This is a genomic window from Pseudomonas sp. FBCC-B545, assembly GCF_059134095.1.
The window spans coordinates 1,774,580-1,792,049 of sequence record NZ_CP101441.1 but is presented as its reverse complement, the minus strand read 5'-3'; the positions used below and the strand labels follow the sequence as shown (position 1 = coordinate 1,792,049).

Here is a 17,470-nt window from a genome sequence, read left to right as displayed (position 1 = left end):
CCCTTACAGGTATCAAGGAGAAAACCATGCATAAAACCCGACTCGCCTTACTGATCATGCTCGCCGGTGGCCTCACCGCCTGCGGTGAAAGCTCTACCTTGCAGGTCTCCGACGGCACCGGGCCTGCGCCCAAGCTGCCGGAGCCGAACAAGACCCTGGTCCCCACCGTCAATATCGCCCCGGCCATTGGCTGGCCGGAGGGCGCCAAACCCACCGCCGCTGCCGGCACTCAGGTTGCCGCGTTCGCCGAGGGCCTGGATCACCCGCGCTGGCTCTACGTGCTGCCCAACGGCGACGTGCTGGTGGCCGAGACCAATGCACCACCCAAGCCGGACGATTCCAAAGGGGTGCGTGGCTGGGTAATGGAAAAAGTCATGGGCCGTGCCGGTGCCGGCGTGCCGAGCCCGAACCGCATTACGTTGCTGCGCGATGCCGATCACGATGGTGTGGCCGAAACCCGCACGGTGTTCCTGGAGAATCTCAATTCGCCCTTTGGCATGACACTGGTCGGCAACGACCTGTATGTGGCGGACTCGGATAAGTTGCTGCGCTTCCCCTATCAGCCGGGCGAAACCGCGATCAAAGCCCAGGGCACTAGGGTCGTGGACTTACCGGGCGGGCCTTTGAACCACCACTGGACGAAAAACGTGGTGGCCAGCAAGGATGGCAGCAAGCTGTATGTGAGCGTCGGCTCCAACAGCAACGTCGCCGAAAACGGCCTGGAGGCAGAGCAGGGACGCGCCGCGATCTGGGAAGTCGACCGCGCCACCGGCAAGCACCGCATTTTCGCCTCCGGGCTGCGCAACCCTAACGGCATGGCCTGGGAACCGCAGAGTGGCAAGCTGTGGACGGCAGTCAATGAACGCGATGAAATCGGCAGTGACCTGGTGCCCGACTACATCACCTCAGTCAAGGATGGCGGGTTTTATGGCTGGCCCTTCAGCTATTACGGCCAGCATGTGGATGTGCGTGTCACGCCGCAAAACCCTGATCAGGTCGCCAAGGCCATCGCACCGGACTACGCGGTAGGCCCTCATACCGCCTCACTGGGGCTGACATTCGCCGAGGGCAATAAACTGCCCGCGCAGTTCAGCAACGGCGCGTTTATCGGTCAGCATGGCTCATGGAATCGCAAGCCGCACAGTGGCTACAAGGTGATTTTCGTGCCGTTTGAAGGGGGCCAGCCAAAAGGACAGCCGGTGGATGTGCTGACGGGGTTTCTCAACAGCGATGAGAAAGCCATGGGTCGGCCGGTCGGCGTGGTGATTGATCAGCAGGGGGATTTGTTGGTGGCCGATGATGTGGGGAATAAGGTTTGGCGGGTTTCGGCAGCCAAGTAACCCATCTCAAAAACACCACAAAAACAATGTGGGAGGGGCGGTGCGACGATTCGACTTGCTCCCGATAGCGGCCTGTCAGCTGAGTATGTGCTGACGGTTACACCGCTATCGGGAGCAAGCCCCCTCCCACATTTGGATCTATGTACGACTTAAGGGTTGCGTGCCAGATTCCCGGGCAGCACTCGCTTTGCGCTCAGATAGGCATTCTGCCAATACGCTTTGGATAGCGTATCGAGCTTCACCGTACCGCCGGTTTGCGGCGCATGCACAAAGCGCCCTTCCCCGACATAAATCCCTGCATGGCTGACCCGCGAACCACCACCTGTGGCGAAGAACAGCAGATCACCGGTTTGCAGGTTCTGCTCGCTGACGTCCTGGGCACGCATCACGATCAATTCGCGGGTAGTGCGCGGCAGGGAGATACCGGCGGCGTCGCGGAATACAAAGCCAATCAGGCCGCTGCAATCAAAGCCCGAGTCCGGCGTGTTGCCGCCCCAGCGGTAGGGCGTGCCAACCAGGCCCAAGGCGCGGAAGAGCACATCTTCGGCAGCAGGCGAGAAATTTTGGGTGGCGTAGTTGAACACCGGCTTGGGCTTGACCGCTACAGGCGCGGGCGGCGGTGGGCGGCTCGCGCAGGCGCTGAGCAGCGCGACGCAAACAATAAGAATCAGGCGGGCCGAGGTCGACATGTGCAGAACAATCCTGGTCTGGATGCGGCTTTCGCTGCCGAACGTTGAAAACCAGAACGCGCAAGCAAAGCTCGCGCGAACGGATGACAACAATGTCCAGGGATTCTAGCGCTTACACGTCAAACTTCAAGTATCACTTTAACTTTACTTACTAGCGGTAACCGTAGTCGGGGCCATTGCTAGTGCGCGCTTGGCTTCGATGAAGGTTTTGCTCCAGTAGCTGTCACCCAGGTTATCGACCCGGACACCACCACTGCGGCGGCTGCTGGAGTGAATAAACTGGTTATCGCCCAAGTAGATACCGGCGTGGCTGACACGCCCACGACCACTGGTACTAAAGAAAAGCAGATCGCCCGGCTTGAGGTTGTTGCGTGCGACCAACGGTGCATCCACGTTGATCATTTCGCGCGTCGAGCGAGGCAGATTCATGCCGGCTTCTTCACGAAACAGGTAGCCGATGAAGCCGCTGCAGTCGAAACCAGCTTCAGAGGTACCGCCAAAACGGTAACGTGTACCGATCAGGGACTTGCCGCGCTCAAGGATACTGTCGGCCAGCAAAGGCAGCTGGTAAGGCTTGCTGCCGGAGAAATCGGCCAGTTCCTTTTCAGTGGCCAACTCTTCCTCATAAACAGTGGAAGACTGTGCGGCGACGAATTTTTGTTGAGTCTGTGGTTGTGGCTTCTGCTGCTCTACCACCTGCTGAGGGTGGGAGGCGCAACCAAACAACAGGGTAACGAGTGCGAGAGGCACGAGGGGTGCGAAGCGATTTAGCATGGGCACGACCGTGGCTGATGTGTAAAGAAGCCGAGACTATGCCCTCTATCACATCGATTTGCAAATTCAATCGTGATCTATGTGACTTCTGATTTCGACCATGACATCTAAGCCGTAATTCCATTTATCGCTGCTACTGCGTGGCCTGCTGGGCTCAAGCGCAGGTTTTCTGGCGCCTGAAAAGTGCCGAACCATGGCAAATCAACCACTTACCAACCCAAGGTTTCTTTCAGGAAAGGGATCGTCAATTTCCTTTGCGCCTGCAACGACGCCTGGTCGAGCTGTTCGAGCAAATCGAACAACGCGCTCATGCTGCGGGTGCCACGGGTAAGGATGAAGTGCCCGACTTCGTCGGTCAGGTGCAGGCCGCGACGGGACGCACGCAGTTGCAGGGCACGTAACTTGTCCTCATCGGACAACGGGCGCATTTGGAAGATCAGCGCCAGGGTCAGGCGAGACTTGAGGTCAGCCAGCTTCACCGGCAGCTCGCGCGGTGAAGTCGATGCGGCGATCAGCAGGCGCCGGCCGCTGTCGCGCAGGCGGTTGAACAGATGAAACAGCGCTTCTTCCCATTCCGCTTTGCCAGCCACTGCCTGCAAGTCGTCGAGACACACCAGCTCGTACTGCTCAAGGTTGTCGAAGATGCCGATGCCGCGATCCATCAACTCAGCCAGGGGCAAGTACACCGCCGGCTCCCCCATCTGCTCGAAACGCAGGCATGCGGCCTGCAGCAGGTGGGTACGCCCCACGCCATGCTTGCCCCACAGGTAGATCAGGCTTTCAGTCCACCCGGCGTCGGCTTCGCAGAGCCGCTCGACATAGCCGAGTGCAGCGGCATTGGCGCCTGGGTAGTAGTTGATAAAGGTAGCGTCATCACGCAGACGCACACCTAGGGGCAGCTGAATCGGTTTCATGCTGACTGAACGGCTCCCATCGAACCGTTAGTGGCCTCTATGTAAAGTTTGCAAAGTTTATACCCGTGACGCCGGGCGCACAATGCAGCAGACCACAAGCAAAATCAAAGGTTTGCGTTAACCTGGTGAATTCACGCGGATTGTTTGACGCACCCGCCGTCATAAACGACAAACCCGGCCTGAGCCGGGTTTGTGACATCACGATTACAAATCAGGCTCATCAATGCCCGTGTACACGTCCGAATCCTTATACAAGTCGTGTACATGCCGTACCAGCACCATGATCACCGCCGCCACCGGCAGCGCGAGCAGGATGCCGGTAAAGCCGAACAACTCGCCACCGGCCAGGATCGCAAAGATCACCGCTACCGGGTGCAGGCCAATCCGATCACCCACCAGCAGCGGCGTCAGCACCATGCCTTCCAAGGCCTGGCCGACCATGAATACCGCGACAATCCCCAGCATCGGGTAAAGGTCGCCGCCAAACTGGAACAAGCCCGCCACCAGCGCCGCACCGATGCCAATCACAAAGCCCATGTACGGCACGATAGCCGCCAGGCCCGCGATCAGTCCGATCAACAGCCCCAGCTCCAGGCCGATCGCCATCAGACCGGCAGCGTAGATAACCCCCAAGGCCAACATCACCAGCAATTGGCCGCGGACAAATGCACCGAGCACCTCATGGCATTCGCCCGCCAGCGAGACGATGCGTTCTTCACGGTCACGGGGCAGCAGGCTGCGGATCTTGGCCATCATGATGTCCCAGTCCCGCAGCAGGTAGAAAGCCACCACCGGGATCAACACCAGGTTGGTCAACCAGCCGATCAACGCCAGGCTTGAAGCGGTCGCCTGGCTGAGCACCACGCTGACGATGTCGGTGGTCTTGTCCATATGTTCGCTGATGGCCGCCTTGACCTTGTCGAACTTCCAGAAACCATCCGCCAGCCCAAACTTGGACTGCGCCCACGGCATTGCCGTGTGCTGCAACCAGTCGAGCATCTGCGGCGCCAGTTCATAGAGGCGAAACAGCTGCTTGGCCAACATCGGCACCAGTATCAGCACCAGCGCCGTGATAATCAGCGTGAACAGCGCAAACACCGTGACCACACCCCAGGTGCGCGACATACCGGCTTTTTCCAGGCGATCCACCACGGGATCGAACAGATACGCGAGCAGCAGCGCCACCAGAAACGGCGTCAGGATCGAATGCAGCAAGAACACAAAACCGCACAGCAGGACAATCCCGCCAAGCCACACCCAACGACGCGTATCCGCCATAAACCACTCCATCTGTTATCTATCTACGCCCTCCTTCTATATAGAAGGAGGAACATCATTTACCAACGAAAACGCAGTTGCGCCTGGGGCTCAGGTGCAGCCGCCGGTTGCGTGCCATCCACCAGCGGTTGTTGAACCGGGACTTCACCTGCGGGAATTTCCTGCAACTTGGCAAGGCTCAATTGAGTACGCAGCTGCTCGGCGCTGCCATTGACGCGATACACGATGCGATTGCCGTCCACTAATTGCGGTTGACCACCAAAGGGCTCCAGCAAGCGGCCCAGTGCGGCGTAGCGCTCCAGGTTCATGCCTTGCACCTCAAGCAGTTGCTCGCTGCTCACCCCCGGCTTGACCGCAAAGCGCGGCGCCAGCGTTTGGCTGACCGCCAGCAATACAGCATCGGCCAGTGCGGCAGTGTCAGCGCCCTGGGCAGTGCCCTGCTCGGCCTTGTCGCCCAGCCACAGGCGCCATTTGGCTTGCCACTGATTGCCTTCCTGGCGCGCGTGCACAGCGAGCAAAGCATCGGCACCGTAGCGCTCGGAGGCTGCGCGCAAGGGTGTGGCGTCGGCACTTTCGAGGTTTGGCGCAGTGGCAACCACCTGCTCATCCAGATCGCCCAGTGGCAGACGCAGCGGCAAGCCACGGTGTTGCGCGGCCCGGCGCAGCGCCTGGGCAACCGCCTGGCCATCGCCGACCAGGCTGCTGCCTTCGGTGGAATCGTTCAGCCACCAACCGAGGATCGACGGCCGATTGCTGCCCCAGATCGACAGGCCCGCGTCACGCAAGGCGCGATCAGTGCTGACCGGGTCGAAGTCCACTTGCAGGCTTTCCGGTGGGCCTGCGTCGTAGCCGTACTGACTGATGATTTGTTGCGGGTCCTTGCGGATCGCCGCCAGCCCAGGGCCGTCAGCGGCCTTGGCGTCGCCGGTCAGGCGGATCACCAGGGTCTGCACGGCACGCTGGGTGGCCTGGTCGCGCTCTTGGGGCGACTGGCTGCTGACGGGCTCGAGTACTTGATAGAGGCCATTGAGGGTTTCGGCATGGCTCGCCAGGCTGACCAACGACAAGCAGCCTACAAAGAAGAATTTACACAGACGCATGGAAGATTCCCGAACGACAAATTAGCGGCTGGAACAGACCGTGTGAAACCGGTTTAGCCAGGCTGTGACCACGCCAGCCAGCAAAACATTCACAGGGGCCTCGATAAGTTTTGGTGCTGTCATAACGATTGCGGATCCAAGGCTATACCTTAACAGCCACCCAGGCAGAGCCGATCAGGATTTTTTCAGCGGTTTTCTACCTATATGGCCCTGCCCGTCGGCCCGAGGATGGCCGCTGCCCCTCAAGCCTGATAAAATCGCGCGCCTTCGCAGACCGTCAACGGCTGGGCCTTTTACCAAAAGCGCCTGCCCGCTCGGTCGTTACCCAGAAATCCCCCCTAAAGGCCTGGATCATGAGCAAGCAACCCTCCCTGAGCTACAAGGACGCCGGTGTAGACATCGACGCCGGTGAAGCATTGGTCGAACGCATCAAGAGCGTCGCCAAGCGCACTGCGCGCCCCGAAGTCATGGGCGGCCTGGGCGGTTTTGGCGCCCTCTGCGAAATCCCGGCCGGCTACAAGCAGCCTGTACTGGTGTCCGGCACCGACGGCGTGGGCACCAAGTTGCGCCTGGCGCTGAACCTGAACAAGCACGACAGCATCGGCATCGACCTGGTTGCCATGTGCGTCAACGACCTGGTGGTGTGCGGCGCCGAGCCGTTGTTCTTCCTCGACTACTACGCCACAGGCAAGCTCAATGTCGAGACCGCGACCCAGGTCGTGACCGGCATCGGCGCCGGCTGCGAACTGTCGGGTTGCTCCCTGGTCGGCGGCGAAACCGCTGAAATGCCAGGCATGTACGAAGGCGAAGACTACGACCTGGCCGGCTTCTGCGTCGGCGTCGTGGAAAAGGCCGAGATCATCGACGGCTCCAAGGTGGCGGCCGGCGACGCCCTGCTCGCCCTGCCATCGTCCGGCCCGCACTCCAACGGCTACTCGCTGATCCGCAAGATCATCGAAGTGTCTGGCGCCGACATCGAGAACATCCAGCTCGACGGCAAGCCACTGACCGACCTGCTGATGGCCCCGACCCGCATCTACGTCAAGCCGCTGCTCAAGCTGATCAAGGACACTGGCGCAGTCAAGGCCATGGCCCACATCACCGGCGGCGGCCTGCTGGACAACATCCCGCGCGTATTGCCAAAAGGCGCCCAGGCGATTGTCGACGTGGCCAGCTGGCAGCGCCCGGCGGTCTTCGATTGGCTGCAGGAAAAAGGCAACGTCAACGAAACCGAGATGCACCGCGTGCTGAACTGCGGCGTGGGCATGGTCATCTGCGTGGCGCAAGAGCACGTTGAAACCGCGCTGAACGTGTTGCGTGAAGCCGGCGAGCAACCTTGGGTCATCGGCCAGATCGCCACTGCTCCAGAAGGCGCAGCCCAGGTTGAACTGAAGAACCTCAAGGCTCACTGATGCCTTCGACCTGTGATGTCGTGGTGCTGCTGTCCGGCACCGGCAGTAACTTGCAGGCCCTGATCGACAGCACGCGTACCGGCGACAGCCCGGTGCGCATCGCTGCGGTGATTTCCAACCGCAGCGACGCCTACGGCCTGCAACGCGCCAGGGACGCGGGTATCGATACCCGCTCCCTGGATCACAAGGCGTTCGATGGTCGCGAAGCCTTCGACCGCGCCTTGATCGAACTGATTGACGCCTTTGAGCCAAAACTGGTGGTGCTGGCCGGCTTCATGCGCATCCTCAGCGCTGATTTCGTGCGGCATTACGAAGGACGCCTGCTCAATATCCACCCTTCCCTGCTGCCCAAGTACAAAGGCATGCACACCCATCAGCGCGCCCTTGAGGCTGGCGACAGCGAGCATGGCTGCAGCGTGCACTTTGTCACCGAGGAACTCGATGGCGGGCCTCTGGTCGTACAGGCAGTGGTTCCGGTAGAGTCAGGCGACTCAGCGCAGACCCTTGCGCAACGGGTTCATACCCAGGAACACAGGATTTACCCGCTGGCTGTTCGCTGGTTTGCCGAGGGGCGGTTGATTCTCGGTGACCAAGGTGCATTATTGGACGGTCAGTTACTCGCGGCCAGCGGCCACTTGATTCGAACCTAGGAGATTTTATGCGTCGCGCCCTGCTCTTCGCTTTTGCGCTGTTCGCTTTGCCTGCCGTACAAGCGGCAGACCTTCACCCGTTCTCCGTCAGCTACACCGCCGACTGGAAACAGCTGCCCATGAGTGGTTCGGCTGAACGCAGTCTGGTCAAGAATGGCGACGGCACCTGGACCTTGAACTTCAAGGCCTCGATGATGATTGCCAGCCTGACCGAAACCAGCGTGATCCTGTTCGACAAGGACACTCTGCAGCCCAAGAGCTACAGCTTCGAGCGTGGCGGGCTTGGTAAGGCGAAGAAGGTCAACCTGGATTTCGACCAGAGCGCCAAGAAAGTCACCGGTTTTGAAAACAAAGACCCGGTCAATGTCACCCTCGAAAGTGGCATGCTCGACAAGTCCACCTACCAGCTCGCCCTGCAGCGCGACGTGGCCGCCGGCAAGAAAAGCATGAGCTACCGTGTGGTTGAAGGCACTGATACCGACACCTACGACTTCCGCGTGATTGGCCCGGAAAAAGTCCAGACCAAGGTAGGCTCGATCGATGCGATCAAGGTCGAGCGCGTGCGTGACCCGTCGCAGAGCAAGCGCATTACCCAGATGTGGTTTGCCAAAGACCAGGGCGGCATCCTGGTAGCCCTGCGTCAGGTTGAGACCGATGGCAAGGAATACAACATCATGCTGCAGGATGGCACTGTTGATGGCCAGGCCGTCAAGGGCAGCTGATTGCTGATGTGCTGGAAAAGAGCCTCGCTGAATGCGGGGCTTTTTTTGCCTGGAAATTTTGCTGTGAAGCTTCTGACGCTATCGGGGGCAAGCCCCCTCCCACATTTGAGGCTCACTGGCAGGCTCGAACATGAAACTTTTGTCATAAAACTCATGAGCCTGCGACCGAATGTCACGGTTTACGCGGCCTGCAGGATTGTTGCGTTTCCTGCAAAGAATTGTTGCGCGCAAAAGTCGTTTACTTAGCAAGCTAACAAAACATATAACAAAGGCCTGCGACGACTTGCCGCAGATCAACCAGAGATTGGAGCACGCAGATGACTGTAAAAGTAACTGAACGCGACGATGCACATATGTCCCACGAAGCACTGGGCCATGGGATTCACATCTGGGATGTACACCAACAAGATTTGCTGGTCGGCATGTTTCACAACGAGAGCGACGCTCATAATTATAAAAACGAGCTTGAAACTCTTGAACTGCAACGCCAGGCACAAAGCTCCTGAAACCCTGACATCCGACAGCCACCCCAGCCCCACGCAGCTGGAGTGCCTGCAAACAAAAACCCCGCCTTTTCGAGCGGGGTTTTTCATATCTAAAGGTTTACCACATCAGATCATCCGGGATCTGGTAGGCGGCGTACGGATCATCCTCATCCGGCACCTGGCTTTCAGTCAGGATATTGAGCTGCACGATACGCTCAGGCGCGCGCTCCTGGATCTTCAACGCCGCCTCCCGTGGGATCACCTCGTAGCCGCCACCGTGGTGCACGATAGCCAGGGAGCCGTTGCTCAGCTTGTTGCGCATCAGCGTGTTGACCGACAGGCGCTTGACCTTCTTGTCATCCACGAAGTTGTAGTAGTCCTCGGTGGTCAGCTTGGGCAGGCGCGAGGTCTCGATCAGTTGCTTGACCTGCGCAGTACGGGCCTTGGCCTCGGCTTTTTCCTGTTGCTGACGGTTCAGCTCCTGGTCACGCTTGACCTTCTCGGCGTGGGCCTCGGCGGCCAGGCGTGCCTGGGTGTCGTCGACTTCGGCCTGGCCCTTGTGGACCAGGCGCTGCTGCTTCTGTTTCTCTTTGCCGACCTGCTTGGCCTGCTTTTGATTGACCAGACCTGCTTTGAGCAACTGGTCGCGAAGGGAAAGGCTCATGGTGCTTACTCACTTAGGCAACTGCTCAACCGCAGCTGGACACATTCTTTTCCTGGCGTTTTGCTTCGCCCCACAGGGCGTCCAACGCTTCGAGGGTGCAATCTTCTATGGGTTGGTGCGTATCGCGCAATGCCTGTTCGATAAAACGGAAACGTCGCTCGAACTTGGCATTGGCGCCGCGCAACGCAGTTTCCGGGTCGACCTTGAGGTGACGAGCCAGGTTGACCGCGGCAAACAGCAGATCACCGACTTCATCGGCAATGGCCTGCGGATCATTATCGGCCATGGCTTGCAGCACTTCGGCCAGCTCTTCGCGCACGTTATCCACCACCGGCAAGGCGTCCGGCCAGTCGAAACCGACCTGGCTGGCGCGTTTTTGCAACTTGGCGGCCCGGGACAACGACGGCAAGGCGGTTGGCACATCATCGAGCAGGGAAAGCTGCTCCGGAGCGTCGGATTTTTCCGCGCGTTCCTCGGCCTTGATCTGCTCCCAGCGTTCCTTGACCTGCTCTTCGCTCAATTGCGGGATATCCAGCGGCGCATACAGGTCGCCGGTTGGGAACACGTGAGGATGGCGCCGGATCAGCTTGCGCGTGATGCTGTCGATCACCCCGGCAAATTCGAAGCGCCCTTCTTCACGCGCCAACTGGCTGTAATACACCACCTGGAACAGCAGGTCGCCCAGCTCACCTTGCAGATGGTCGAAGTCGCCGCGTTCAATGGCGTCAGCCACCTCGTAGGCCTCTTCCAGGGTGTGCGGCACGATGGTGGCGTAGGTTTGCTTGATGTCCCACGGGCAGCCGTATTGCGGGTCCCGCAGGCGGTTCATCAGGTGCAGCAGGTCATCTAGTGAATACATCAATCTCTTTCCACTGAAGATCCAATGTGGGAGGGGGCTTGCTCCCGATAGCGGTGTTTCAGTCACCAGATGTATCAACTGATAGGCAGCTATCGGGAGCAAGCCCCCTCCCACACTTCAAACGGCGTTCACCCAGTTACTCATGGGGTGCGGTTGCGCCGCGTCTCGATGATGTTCGGCAACTGGGAAATCCTCCCCAGCAACCGTCCCAGCGCATCCAACCCAGGAATCTCGATGGTCAGGGACATCAACGCCGTGTTGTCCTCTTTGTTCGAACGGGTATTGACCGCCAGCACGTTGATCCGCTCGTTAAGCAACACTTGCGAGACGTCCCGCAGCAAACCGGAACGGTCGTAGGCACGAATGATGATGTCCACCGGGTAGGTGAGCACCGGCACCGGGCCCCAACTGACCTGGATGATCCGCTCCGGCTCGCGCCCGCCCAGTTGCAGCACCGAGGCGCAATCCTGGCGGTGAATGCTCACGCCACGGCCCTGGGTGATGTAGCCGACGATGGCGTCGCCCGGCAGCGGCTGGCAGCAACCGGCCATTTGCGTCATCAGGTTGCCCACGCCCTGGATCTGGATATCGCCACGCTTGCCCGGCTTGTAGCCGGTGGCCTTGCGTGGGATGAGTTCCAGCTGTTCGTTGCCGCGCTCCGGCTCGACCAGTTGCTGGGCCAGGTTGACCAGTTGCGCCAGGCGCAGGTCGCCGGCACCGAGGGCGGCGAACATGTCTTCGGCGATCTTCATGTTGGCTTTTTCGGCCAGCTTGTCGAAGTCCACCTGGGGCAGGCCCAGGCGCGCCAGCTCGCGTTCGAGCAGGGTCTTGCCGGCAGCGACGTTCTGGTCGCGTGCCTGCAGCTTGAACCAGTGGACGATTTTCGCCCGCGCCCGCGAGGTGGTGATGTAGCCCAGGTTCGGGTTCAGCCAGTCGCGGCTCGGCGTGCCGTGCTTGCTGGTGATGATCTCGACCTGTTCACCGGTTTGCAGGCTGTAGTTGAGCGGTACGATGCGCCCGTTGATCTTGGCGCCGCGGCAGTTATGGCCGATTTCGGTGTGCACGCGGTAGGCGAAGTCCAGCGGCGTGGCGCCCTTGGGCAAGTCGATGGCATGGCCGTCAGGGGTAAAGATATAGACCCGGTCCGGCTCGATATCCACGCGCAGTTGATCGGCCAGGCCGCCGATGTCGCCAAGTTCTTCGTGCCATTCCAGCACCTGGCGCAGCCAGGAGATTTTCTCTTCGTATTGGTTGGACCCGGCCTTGACGTCGGTGCCCTTGTAGCGCCAGTGCGCGCACACGCCCAGCTCGGCCTCTTCGTGCATGGCGTGGGTACGGATCTGCACTTCCAGCACCTTGCCCTCGGGGCCGATCACCGCGGTGTGCAGCGAGCGATAGCCGTTTTCCTTGGGGTTGGCGATGTAGTCGTCGAATTCCTTGGGGATATGCCGCCACAGGGTGTGGACGATACCCAGCGCGGTGTAGCAATCGCGCATCTCTGGCACCAGCACGCGCACGGCACGCACGTCGTAGATCTGGCTGAAAGCCAGGCCCTTGCGCTGCATTTTGCGCCAGATTGAATAAATGTGCTTGGCGCGGCCGCTGATGTCGGCATCCACGCCGGTGGCCTGCAACTCGGAACGCAGCTGGCCCATCACGTCGCTGATAAAGCGTTCGCGGTCCAGACGCCGCTCGTGCAGCAGCGTGGCAATCTGTTTGTATTGGTCGGGTTCCAGGTAGCGGAAGGACAGGTCCTCCAGCTCCCACTTGATATGGCCGATACCCAGGCGGTGGGCCAGCGGTGCATAGATATCGAAGACTTCACGGGCAACGCGGTTGCGCTTCTCGTCGTCAGCAGTCTTTACCGCACGGATCGCGCAGGTACGCTCGGCCAGCTTGATCAGGGCGACGCGCACGTCGTCGACCATCGCCACCAGCATCTTGCGCAGGTTTTCCACCTGGCCCTGGGTGCCCAGCACCATCGATTGGCGCGGGCTGAGGCTGGCACTGATGGCCGCCATGCGCAACACGCCGTCAATCAGCTTGGCCACCACCGCGCCGAAACGCTGGCCAACGGTTGCCAACGGAATATGCCCTTCACGCACGCCGCGATAGAGCACGGCGGCAATCAGCGAATCCTGGTCCAGCTTGAGATCGGCCAGGATCTCGGCGATTTCCAACCCGGTGCGAAAGCTTGAAGTGCCTTCGGCCCACAGGTTCTTGGCCGCATTGTCTTGCTGCTCAGACTCACGAGCGAACTCGCAGGCTGCCTTCAAGGCTTCACGGTCCAGTGCCGGGTCGACACTGACGGCATGATCCAGCCATGCCTCGAGATTGATACTGCCGTCGGTGTTGATCGGCTGGTGTGCTCTCACCTGTACCATCTTGCTTACCTTCCCTACGACGCACCTTCAGTGCGCCAATGAATCATCGCTGACCTTTTGCAGCAAACTCCCTGGCGGATCAGGGCCTTGGAGAATGCAGGCCAGTCGGATTAAACGGGCATCCTAGCCCGCTTCAAATAACGCCATGGCCTCGACATGCGCGGTCTGCGGAAACATGTCGAGGATCCCGGCACGCTTTAGCCGGTAGCCTTGCTTGACTAACTCAACCGTGTCCCGCGCCAGCGTGGCCGGGTTGCAGGACACATACACCAGGCGCTTGGCCCCCAGGGTGGCGAGCTTGCGCACAACCTCCAGGGCTCCATCGCGGGGTGGGTCCAAGAGTACCGCAGAAAAGCCCTGTTTGGCCCATTCCGCGTCCGTCAAAGGCTGGGACAAATCCGCCTGATAAAACTGTGCGTTATGCACATTGTTGCTTGCAGCGTTGAGTGCGGCGCGGTCCACCATGGCCTGCACGCCCTCCACCGCCACCACCTCGCGTGCTTGGCGAGCCAATGGCAAGGCAAAGTTGCCCAGGCCGCAAAACAGATCGAGCACCCGTTCGTCGGACTGTGGCGCCAGCCATTCCAGGGCCTGGGCAACCATCGCCTGGTTGACCCCGGCGTTGACTTGCACGAAGTCTCCAGGCCGGTAAGCCAGCTCCAGATCCCAGGCGTCCAGTCGGAAACCCAGGGCCCGGTCGGGTTCGACGGGTTCCGGTTGCCCTTCACCCTGCAGCCACAATTGGGCGTCATGAAAGCTGCAGAATTCTTTCAGCACCAGCATGTCAGCCTCGGACAGCGGCGCCATATGCCGCAGCAGCACGGCGATCGACGAACCACTGAACAATTCCACATGCCCCAGCGCCTGCGGCTTGCTCAAACGACGCAGCATGTTCGGCAGACGCTGCATGATCGGTTGCAAGGCCTGTACCAGCACCGGGCACTCATCGATGGCGACGATGTCTTGGCTGGCCACGGCGCGAAAACCCACTTCGAGTTGCTTTGCCTTGGCGTCCCAACGCACCGCCACACGGGCGCGACGCCGATAACCGAACTCCGGCCCGCTCAATGGCGGCGCCCATTCTTGCGGTTCGACACCGGCCACCCGCGACAATTGCTCTGCGAGCATGCGCTGTTTCAGGGCAAGTTGTTGATCATGGGACAGGTGCTGCACGCTGCAGCCACCACAACGACCCACGTGGGCGCAGGGTGCCGGGCGACGCAATTCGCTGGGCTTGAATACCCGTTCGGTACGCGCCTCGACCACTTTGCCGTGGGCACCCAACACCCGCGCCTCCACCTCTTCGCCGGCCAGCGCACCATTGACAAACCAGGTGCGGCCTTCGAAAAACACAATGCCACGGCCATCATTAGCGAGGCGCTCGATGGTCAGGCGCTGCTTCTTGCCTACGGGAATCTGTGGGGCCCGGCTGCCGCCCGTCGGCTGGAAGCGCAGGCCTCTCTCGTGCTTGGCCATCAGTTGGGTTCGTCGAAAATGCCGGTCGACAGGTAGCGGTCGCCTCGGTCACAGATGATCGCGACGATCACCGCGTTTTCCACCTCTTTGGACAAGCGCAACATACCGGCCACGGCGCCACCGGAGGACACGCCACAGAAGATGCCCTCTTCACGGGCCAGCCTGCGTGTGGTGTCTTCGGCTTCACGCTGGGCCATGTCGATAATGCGGTCCACCCGCGTGGCGTTGTAGATCTTCGGCAAATATTCTTCGGGCCAGCGGCGGATGCCCGGGATGGCCGCGCCTTCCATCGGTTGCAGGCCAACGATCTGGATCGCCGGGTTCTGCTCCTTGAGGTAGCGCGAGTTGCCCATGATGGTACCGGTGGTGCCCATGGAGCTGACGAAGTGAGTGATGGTGCCCTGGGTCTGGCGCCAGATTTCCGGACCGGTGCTGGTGTAGTGCGCCTCGGGGTTGTCACCGTTGGCGAACTGATCCAGCACCACGCCACGGCCTTCGGCGGCCATGCGCTCAGCGAGGTCACGGGCGCCTTCCATGCCTTCTTCCTGGCTCACCAGAATAAGCTGGGCGCCATAGGCGGTCATCGCTGCCTTGCGCTCGGCACTGCCGTTGTCGGGCATGATCAGCACCATCTTGTAGCCTTTGATCGCGGCGGCCATGGCCAGGGCGATCCCGGTGTTACCGGAGGTGGCTTCAATCAGGGTGTCGCCGGGCTTGATCTGCCCACGCAACTCGGCGCGGGCGATCATCGACAACGCCGGGCGGTCCTTGACCGAGCCGGCCGGGTTGTTCCCTTCAAGCTTGAGCAACAGGGTATTGCTGGTTTCACCCGCCATGCGTTGCAAGCGGACCAGGGGCGTATTGCCGACGCAATCGGCGATTGTTGGGTACTGCAAGGTCATGGCGTATTCGCAATCCAGACTGCGGGGGCGAACATCATACCGGGAAAGGCCGGCGGGCCATATCACGCAAAGTGTGGTGCTTATGGCTTATAGGAATAAGCGAATAAAGTGGCGACTGTTCGGACGCCATCGGGAGCAAGCCCCCTCCCACAGTTGATCGCATTCCATCATGAGAATGCGGTCGAATGTGGGAGGGGCGGTGCGACGATTCGACTTGCTCCCGATGGCCGCACCTCGATGAACCTGCTACTCCTGCCGTCCGCCGCAATGATTTCTCCAGAAAACCTCTTCCCCCATCGCCGCAATCTGCCCTTCGATCAGCGCTTCAAAGGGTTTGAGCAGCGGCTCGAACGATACCGGCGCCTCCAGTACCTGCAGCGCTTGCACGATGGCTTCGAGCGTCGACAAGGCCCCAGGCCCCGGCGCCTTGCGCAAGCGATACCGGGAGACGCCGCCGTTGGCCAATGTCACCCGCGGCAACGCCGCCAGCAACGGGTTGAGATGCAGCAGTTTGCGCGCCTTGCGCCAGGTGCCATCGGGCACCACCAGCAACAGCGGCTGGTCATCGGGCGCATAGGCTTGCAACGGCTGGGCATCATCGGCAGGAAACAACAGCCGCGCCTGATACCCAGGCGCACTCAATAACGTCGCCAGGTCATCAAACACCTCGCCCACCAGCAACTGCGCATTATTCAAGCCCAACGCCGCCAACCGTGCGGTATTGAGCGCATGGTTGACCTCGCTCGGATGCTGCAGCAGCAACACGCGGGTACGGCTGTCGAGGTGGGGGATCAGCGCACAGAGGCAGTGAGTGGTCGGCCGCAGGCAGCGCGGGCATTGGGGTCTGGACATGTGTTTTCAGGCCTGGTTGAGCTGGGTCTTGAGCAAGTCGCGGAAAGTCTGGATCAGCGGTTCACGGCTGCGACCACGGCGCATGATCATCGAAAACGGTGCCTGGTAGCCAAACGTGGCGGGCAGCAATACACGCAGGTCGCCCTTGTCGGCCCACGCCTGGGCATAGTGCTCGGGCAGGTAGCCGATGTACGCGCCGGACAGCACCAGGATCAGTTGAGCCTCCATACTTTCCACCGTCGCGGCACTGTGCTTGAAGCCGTGACGCGCCAGCTCGGCCTGGCTCCAATAGCCACGGCCGACCATGCGCTGCTGGGTGATCACTTGTTCAGGGATACGCCGCTCATTGAACAGCGGATGCCGGGTGCTGCAATACAGCCAGTGCTGTTCGCGGTACAGCGGCATGTAGATCAGCCCGCTCATGCGATTGGAAAACGCGCCGATGGCCAGGTCCAGGCGGTTGTCCTGTACACCCAGTTGCAGTTCATAGGGGCTCATCACCGACAGGTGCAGGTGCACTGCCGGGTGCTCCAGGCTGTAGGCGCCGATCACCTCGGCGAAGGGCAAGGCCTTGTCGCTGACGGTGGAGTCGAGCACGCCGAGCTTGAGGGTACCGCGCAGCTCGCCTTTCAACGCCGCGGCGTATTGTTCGAAGCCTTCCAGTTCGCCCAGCAGGCGCAGGGTTTCCTGATGAAACAGCTCGCCCTTGCTGGTCAGGCTGAAACCACCACGACCACGATGGCACAGCACCAGGCCCAAGGCTGATTCCAGCTGGCTCATATAGGTGCTGATGGCCGATGTAGACAGGTTGAGTTCGTGCTGTGCATTGGCGAAACCCTGATAGCGCACGACGCTGACGAAGATGCGCAGCAGTTTCAGGTCGGGCAAGGCGTTGGCCATGGTCGGCTCCAGGCGTGGAGGGAAAATGGAAGTCTACCTGTGCGCATTAGTTTAGAAAAATCTGAACTA

17 protein-coding genes are annotated in these 17,470 nt (G+C 60.5%); 5 read left to right on the top strand and 12 right to left on the bottom strand.

What is annotated here, in order from left to right; genetic code table 11:
• The first annotated feature begins 26 nt into the window (after positions 1 to 26).
• On the top strand, positions 27 to 1,340 hold the full coding sequence (locus NMB39_RS08355; protein WP_367236062.1) for a PQQ-dependent sugar dehydrogenase: 1,314 nt from the start codon (positions 27 to 29) through the stop codon (positions 1,338 to 1,340).
• 149 nt (positions 1,341 to 1,489) lie between these two features.
• Here the strand turns inward: NMB39_RS08355 and NMB39_RS08350 are convergent, their stop codons facing one another.
• The 5 genes from NMB39_RS08350 to NMB39_RS08330 form a co-directional block, all read right to left on the bottom strand.
• Positions 1,490 to 2,029, bottom strand: a complete 540-nt coding sequence (locus tag NMB39_RS08350) for a C40 family peptidase (RefSeq protein WP_494339419.1) — start codon at positions 2,027 to 2,029, stop codon at positions 1,490 to 1,492.
• Between the two features lie 144 nt (positions 2,030 to 2,173).
• A complete protein-coding gene (locus NMB39_RS08345; protein ID WP_046071747.1) occupies positions 2,174 to 2,803 on the bottom strand; it encodes a C40 family peptidase in 630 nt (209 codons plus the stop codon).
• 209 nt (positions 2,804 to 3,012) lie between these two features.
• Positions 3,013 to 3,717, bottom strand: a complete 705-nt coding sequence (gene hda, locus NMB39_RS08340) for a DnaA regulatory inactivator Hda (RefSeq protein WP_003193052.1) — start codon at positions 3,715 to 3,717, stop codon at positions 3,013 to 3,015.
• A 204-nt stretch (positions 3,718 to 3,921) separates the two neighbouring features.
• Positions 3,922 to 4,995 carry an AI-2E family transporter gene (locus NMB39_RS08335; protein WP_043048930.1) on the bottom strand — a complete coding sequence of 358 codons (1,074 nt, stop codon included), beginning with the start codon at positions 4,993 to 4,995 and terminating at the stop codon, positions 3,922 to 3,924.
• A gap of 59 nt (positions 4,996 to 5,054) precedes the next feature.
• Entirely contained in the window at positions 5,055 to 6,095 is a 1,041-nt protein-coding gene (locus NMB39_RS08330) for a DUF2066 domain-containing protein (RefSeq protein WP_046071746.1), read from the bottom strand.
• Between the two features lie 353 nt (positions 6,096 to 6,448).
• Here NMB39_RS08330 and purM point away from each other — a divergent pair, with 353 nt between their 5' ends.
• From purM to NMB39_RS08310, 4 genes are all read left to right on the top strand, one after another.
• Entirely contained in the window at positions 6,449 to 7,507 is a 1,059-nt protein-coding gene (purM, locus tag NMB39_RS08325; protein ID WP_005790182.1) for a phosphoribosylformylglycinamidine cyclo-ligase, read from the top strand.
• On the top strand, positions 7,507 to 8,157 hold the full coding sequence (gene purN / locus NMB39_RS08320; RefSeq protein ID WP_059397784.1) for a phosphoribosylglycinamide formyltransferase: 651 nt from the start codon (positions 7,507 to 7,509) through the stop codon (positions 8,155 to 8,157). Before purM ends, purN begins: the two co-directional genes overlap by 1 nt.
• Before the next feature lie 8 nt (positions 8,158 to 8,165).
• The gene (locus NMB39_RS08315; RefSeq protein WP_046071744.1) at positions 8,166 to 8,879 is read left to right on the top strand and encodes a DUF3108 domain-containing protein; all 714 of its coding nucleotides are present in this window, start codon (positions 8,166 to 8,168) and stop codon (positions 8,877 to 8,879) included.
• A 317-nt stretch (positions 8,880 to 9,196) separates the two neighbouring features.
• Positions 9,197 to 9,385, top strand: a complete 189-nt coding sequence (locus NMB39_RS08310; RefSeq protein ID WP_043048934.1) for a hypothetical protein — start codon at positions 9,197 to 9,199, stop codon at positions 9,383 to 9,385.
• Positions 9,386 to 9,482: 97 nt separating this feature from the next.
• On the opposite strand, the gene NMB39_RS08305 is transcribed toward NMB39_RS08310, so the two are convergent.
• From NMB39_RS08305 to NMB39_RS08275, 7 genes are all read right to left on the bottom strand, one after another.
• Complete coding sequence (locus NMB39_RS08305; protein WP_014719402.1) at positions 9,483 to 10,028, bottom strand: DUF2058 domain-containing protein; 546 nt, start codon at positions 10,026 to 10,028, stop codon at positions 9,483 to 9,485.
• A gap of 25 nt (positions 10,029 to 10,053) precedes the next feature.
• Positions 10,054 to 10,887, bottom strand: a complete 834-nt coding sequence (gene mazG, locus NMB39_RS08300) for a nucleoside triphosphate pyrophosphohydrolase (protein WP_046071742.1) — start codon at positions 10,885 to 10,887, stop codon at positions 10,054 to 10,056.
• 140 nt (positions 10,888 to 11,027) lie between these two features.
• Positions 11,028 to 13,271, bottom strand: a complete 2,244-nt coding sequence (relA, locus tag NMB39_RS08295) for a GTP diphosphokinase (RefSeq protein ID WP_046071741.1) — start codon at positions 13,269 to 13,271, stop codon at positions 11,028 to 11,030.
• A 123-nt stretch (positions 13,272 to 13,394) separates the two neighbouring features.
• Positions 13,395 to 14,747 carry a 23S rRNA (uracil(1939)-C(5))-methyltransferase RlmD gene (gene rlmD / locus NMB39_RS08290; RefSeq protein ID WP_198718903.1) on the bottom strand — a complete coding sequence of 451 codons (1,353 nt, stop codon included), beginning with the start codon at positions 14,745 to 14,747 and terminating at the stop codon, positions 13,395 to 13,397.
• Positions 14,747 to 15,649, bottom strand: coding sequence for a cysteine synthase CysM (gene cysM / locus NMB39_RS08285; RefSeq protein ID WP_005790197.1), 903 nt, complete (start codon positions 15,647 to 15,649; stop codon positions 14,747 to 14,749). Before cysM ends, rlmD begins: the two co-directional genes overlap by 1 nt.
• Before the next feature lie 246 nt (positions 15,650 to 15,895).
• Positions 15,896 to 16,501 carry a tRNA-uridine aminocarboxypropyltransferase gene (locus tag NMB39_RS08280; protein WP_198718905.1) on the bottom strand — a complete coding sequence of 202 codons (606 nt, stop codon included), beginning with the start codon at positions 16,499 to 16,501 and terminating at the stop codon, positions 15,896 to 15,898.
• A gap of 6 nt (positions 16,502 to 16,507) precedes the next feature.
• Positions 16,508 to 17,401 carry a LysR family transcriptional regulator gene (locus tag NMB39_RS08275; protein ID WP_494339420.1) on the bottom strand — a complete coding sequence of 298 codons (894 nt, stop codon included), beginning with the start codon at positions 17,399 to 17,401 and terminating at the stop codon, positions 16,508 to 16,510.
• Positions 17,402 to 17,470 lie beyond the last annotated feature (69 nt).

Coding starts and splice junctions, on each gene's coding strand:
- NMB39_RS08275 (WP_494339420.1), bottom strand. CDS start 17,401: ATGGCCAACGCCTTGCCCGACCTGAAACTGCTGCGCATCTTCGTCAGC.
- NMB39_RS08315 (WP_046071744.1), top strand. CDS start 8,166: ATGCGTCGCGCCCTGCTCTTCGCTTTTGCGCTGTTCGCTTTGCCTGCC.
- cysM (WP_005790197.1), bottom strand. CDS start 15,649: ATGACCTTGCAGTACCCAACAATCGCCGATTGCGTCGGCAATACGCCC.
- relA (WP_046071741.1), bottom strand. CDS start 13,271: ATGGTACAGGTGAGAGCACACCAGCCGATCAACACCGACGGCAGTATC.
- mazG (WP_046071742.1), bottom strand. CDS start 10,887: ATGTATTCACTAGATGACCTGCTGCACCTGATGAACCGCCTGCGGGAC.
- NMB39_RS08280 (WP_198718905.1), bottom strand. CDS start 16,501: ATGTCCAGACCCCAATGCCCGCGCTGCCTGCGGCCGACCACTCACTGC.
- NMB39_RS08355 (WP_367236062.1), top strand. CDS start 27: ATGCATAAAACCCGACTCGCCTTACTGATCATGCTCGCCGGTGGCCTC.
- hda (WP_003193052.1), bottom strand. CDS start 3,717: ATGAAACCGATTCAGCTGCCCCTAGGTGTGCGTCTGCGTGATGACGCT.
- NMB39_RS08345 (WP_046071747.1), bottom strand. CDS start 2,803: ATGCTAAATCGCTTCGCACCCCTCGTGCCTCTCGCACTCGTTACCCTG.
- NMB39_RS08305 (WP_014719402.1), bottom strand. CDS start 10,028: ATGAGCCTTTCCCTTCGCGACCAGTTGCTCAAAGCAGGTCTGGTCAAT.
- NMB39_RS08350 (WP_494339419.1), bottom strand. CDS start 2,029: ATGTCGACCTCGGCCCGCCTGATTCTTATTGTTTGCGTCGCGCTGCTC.
- rlmD (WP_198718903.1), bottom strand. CDS start 14,747: ATGGCCAAGCACGAGAGAGGCCTGCGCTTCCAGCCGACGGGCGGCAGC.
- purM (WP_005790182.1), top strand. CDS start 6,449: ATGAGCAAGCAACCCTCCCTGAGCTACAAGGACGCCGGTGTAGACATC.
- NMB39_RS08335 (WP_043048930.1), bottom strand. CDS start 4,995: ATGGCGGATACGCGTCGTTGGGTGTGGCTTGGCGGGATTGTCCTGCTG.
- NMB39_RS08310 (WP_043048934.1), top strand. CDS start 9,197: ATGACTGTAAAAGTAACTGAACGCGACGATGCACATATGTCCCACGAA.
- NMB39_RS08330 (WP_046071746.1), bottom strand. CDS start 6,095: ATGCGTCTGTGTAAATTCTTCTTTGTAGGCTGCTTGTCGTTGGTCAGC.
- purN (WP_059397784.1), top strand. CDS start 7,507: ATGCCTTCGACCTGTGATGTCGTGGTGCTGCTGTCCGGCACCGGCAGT.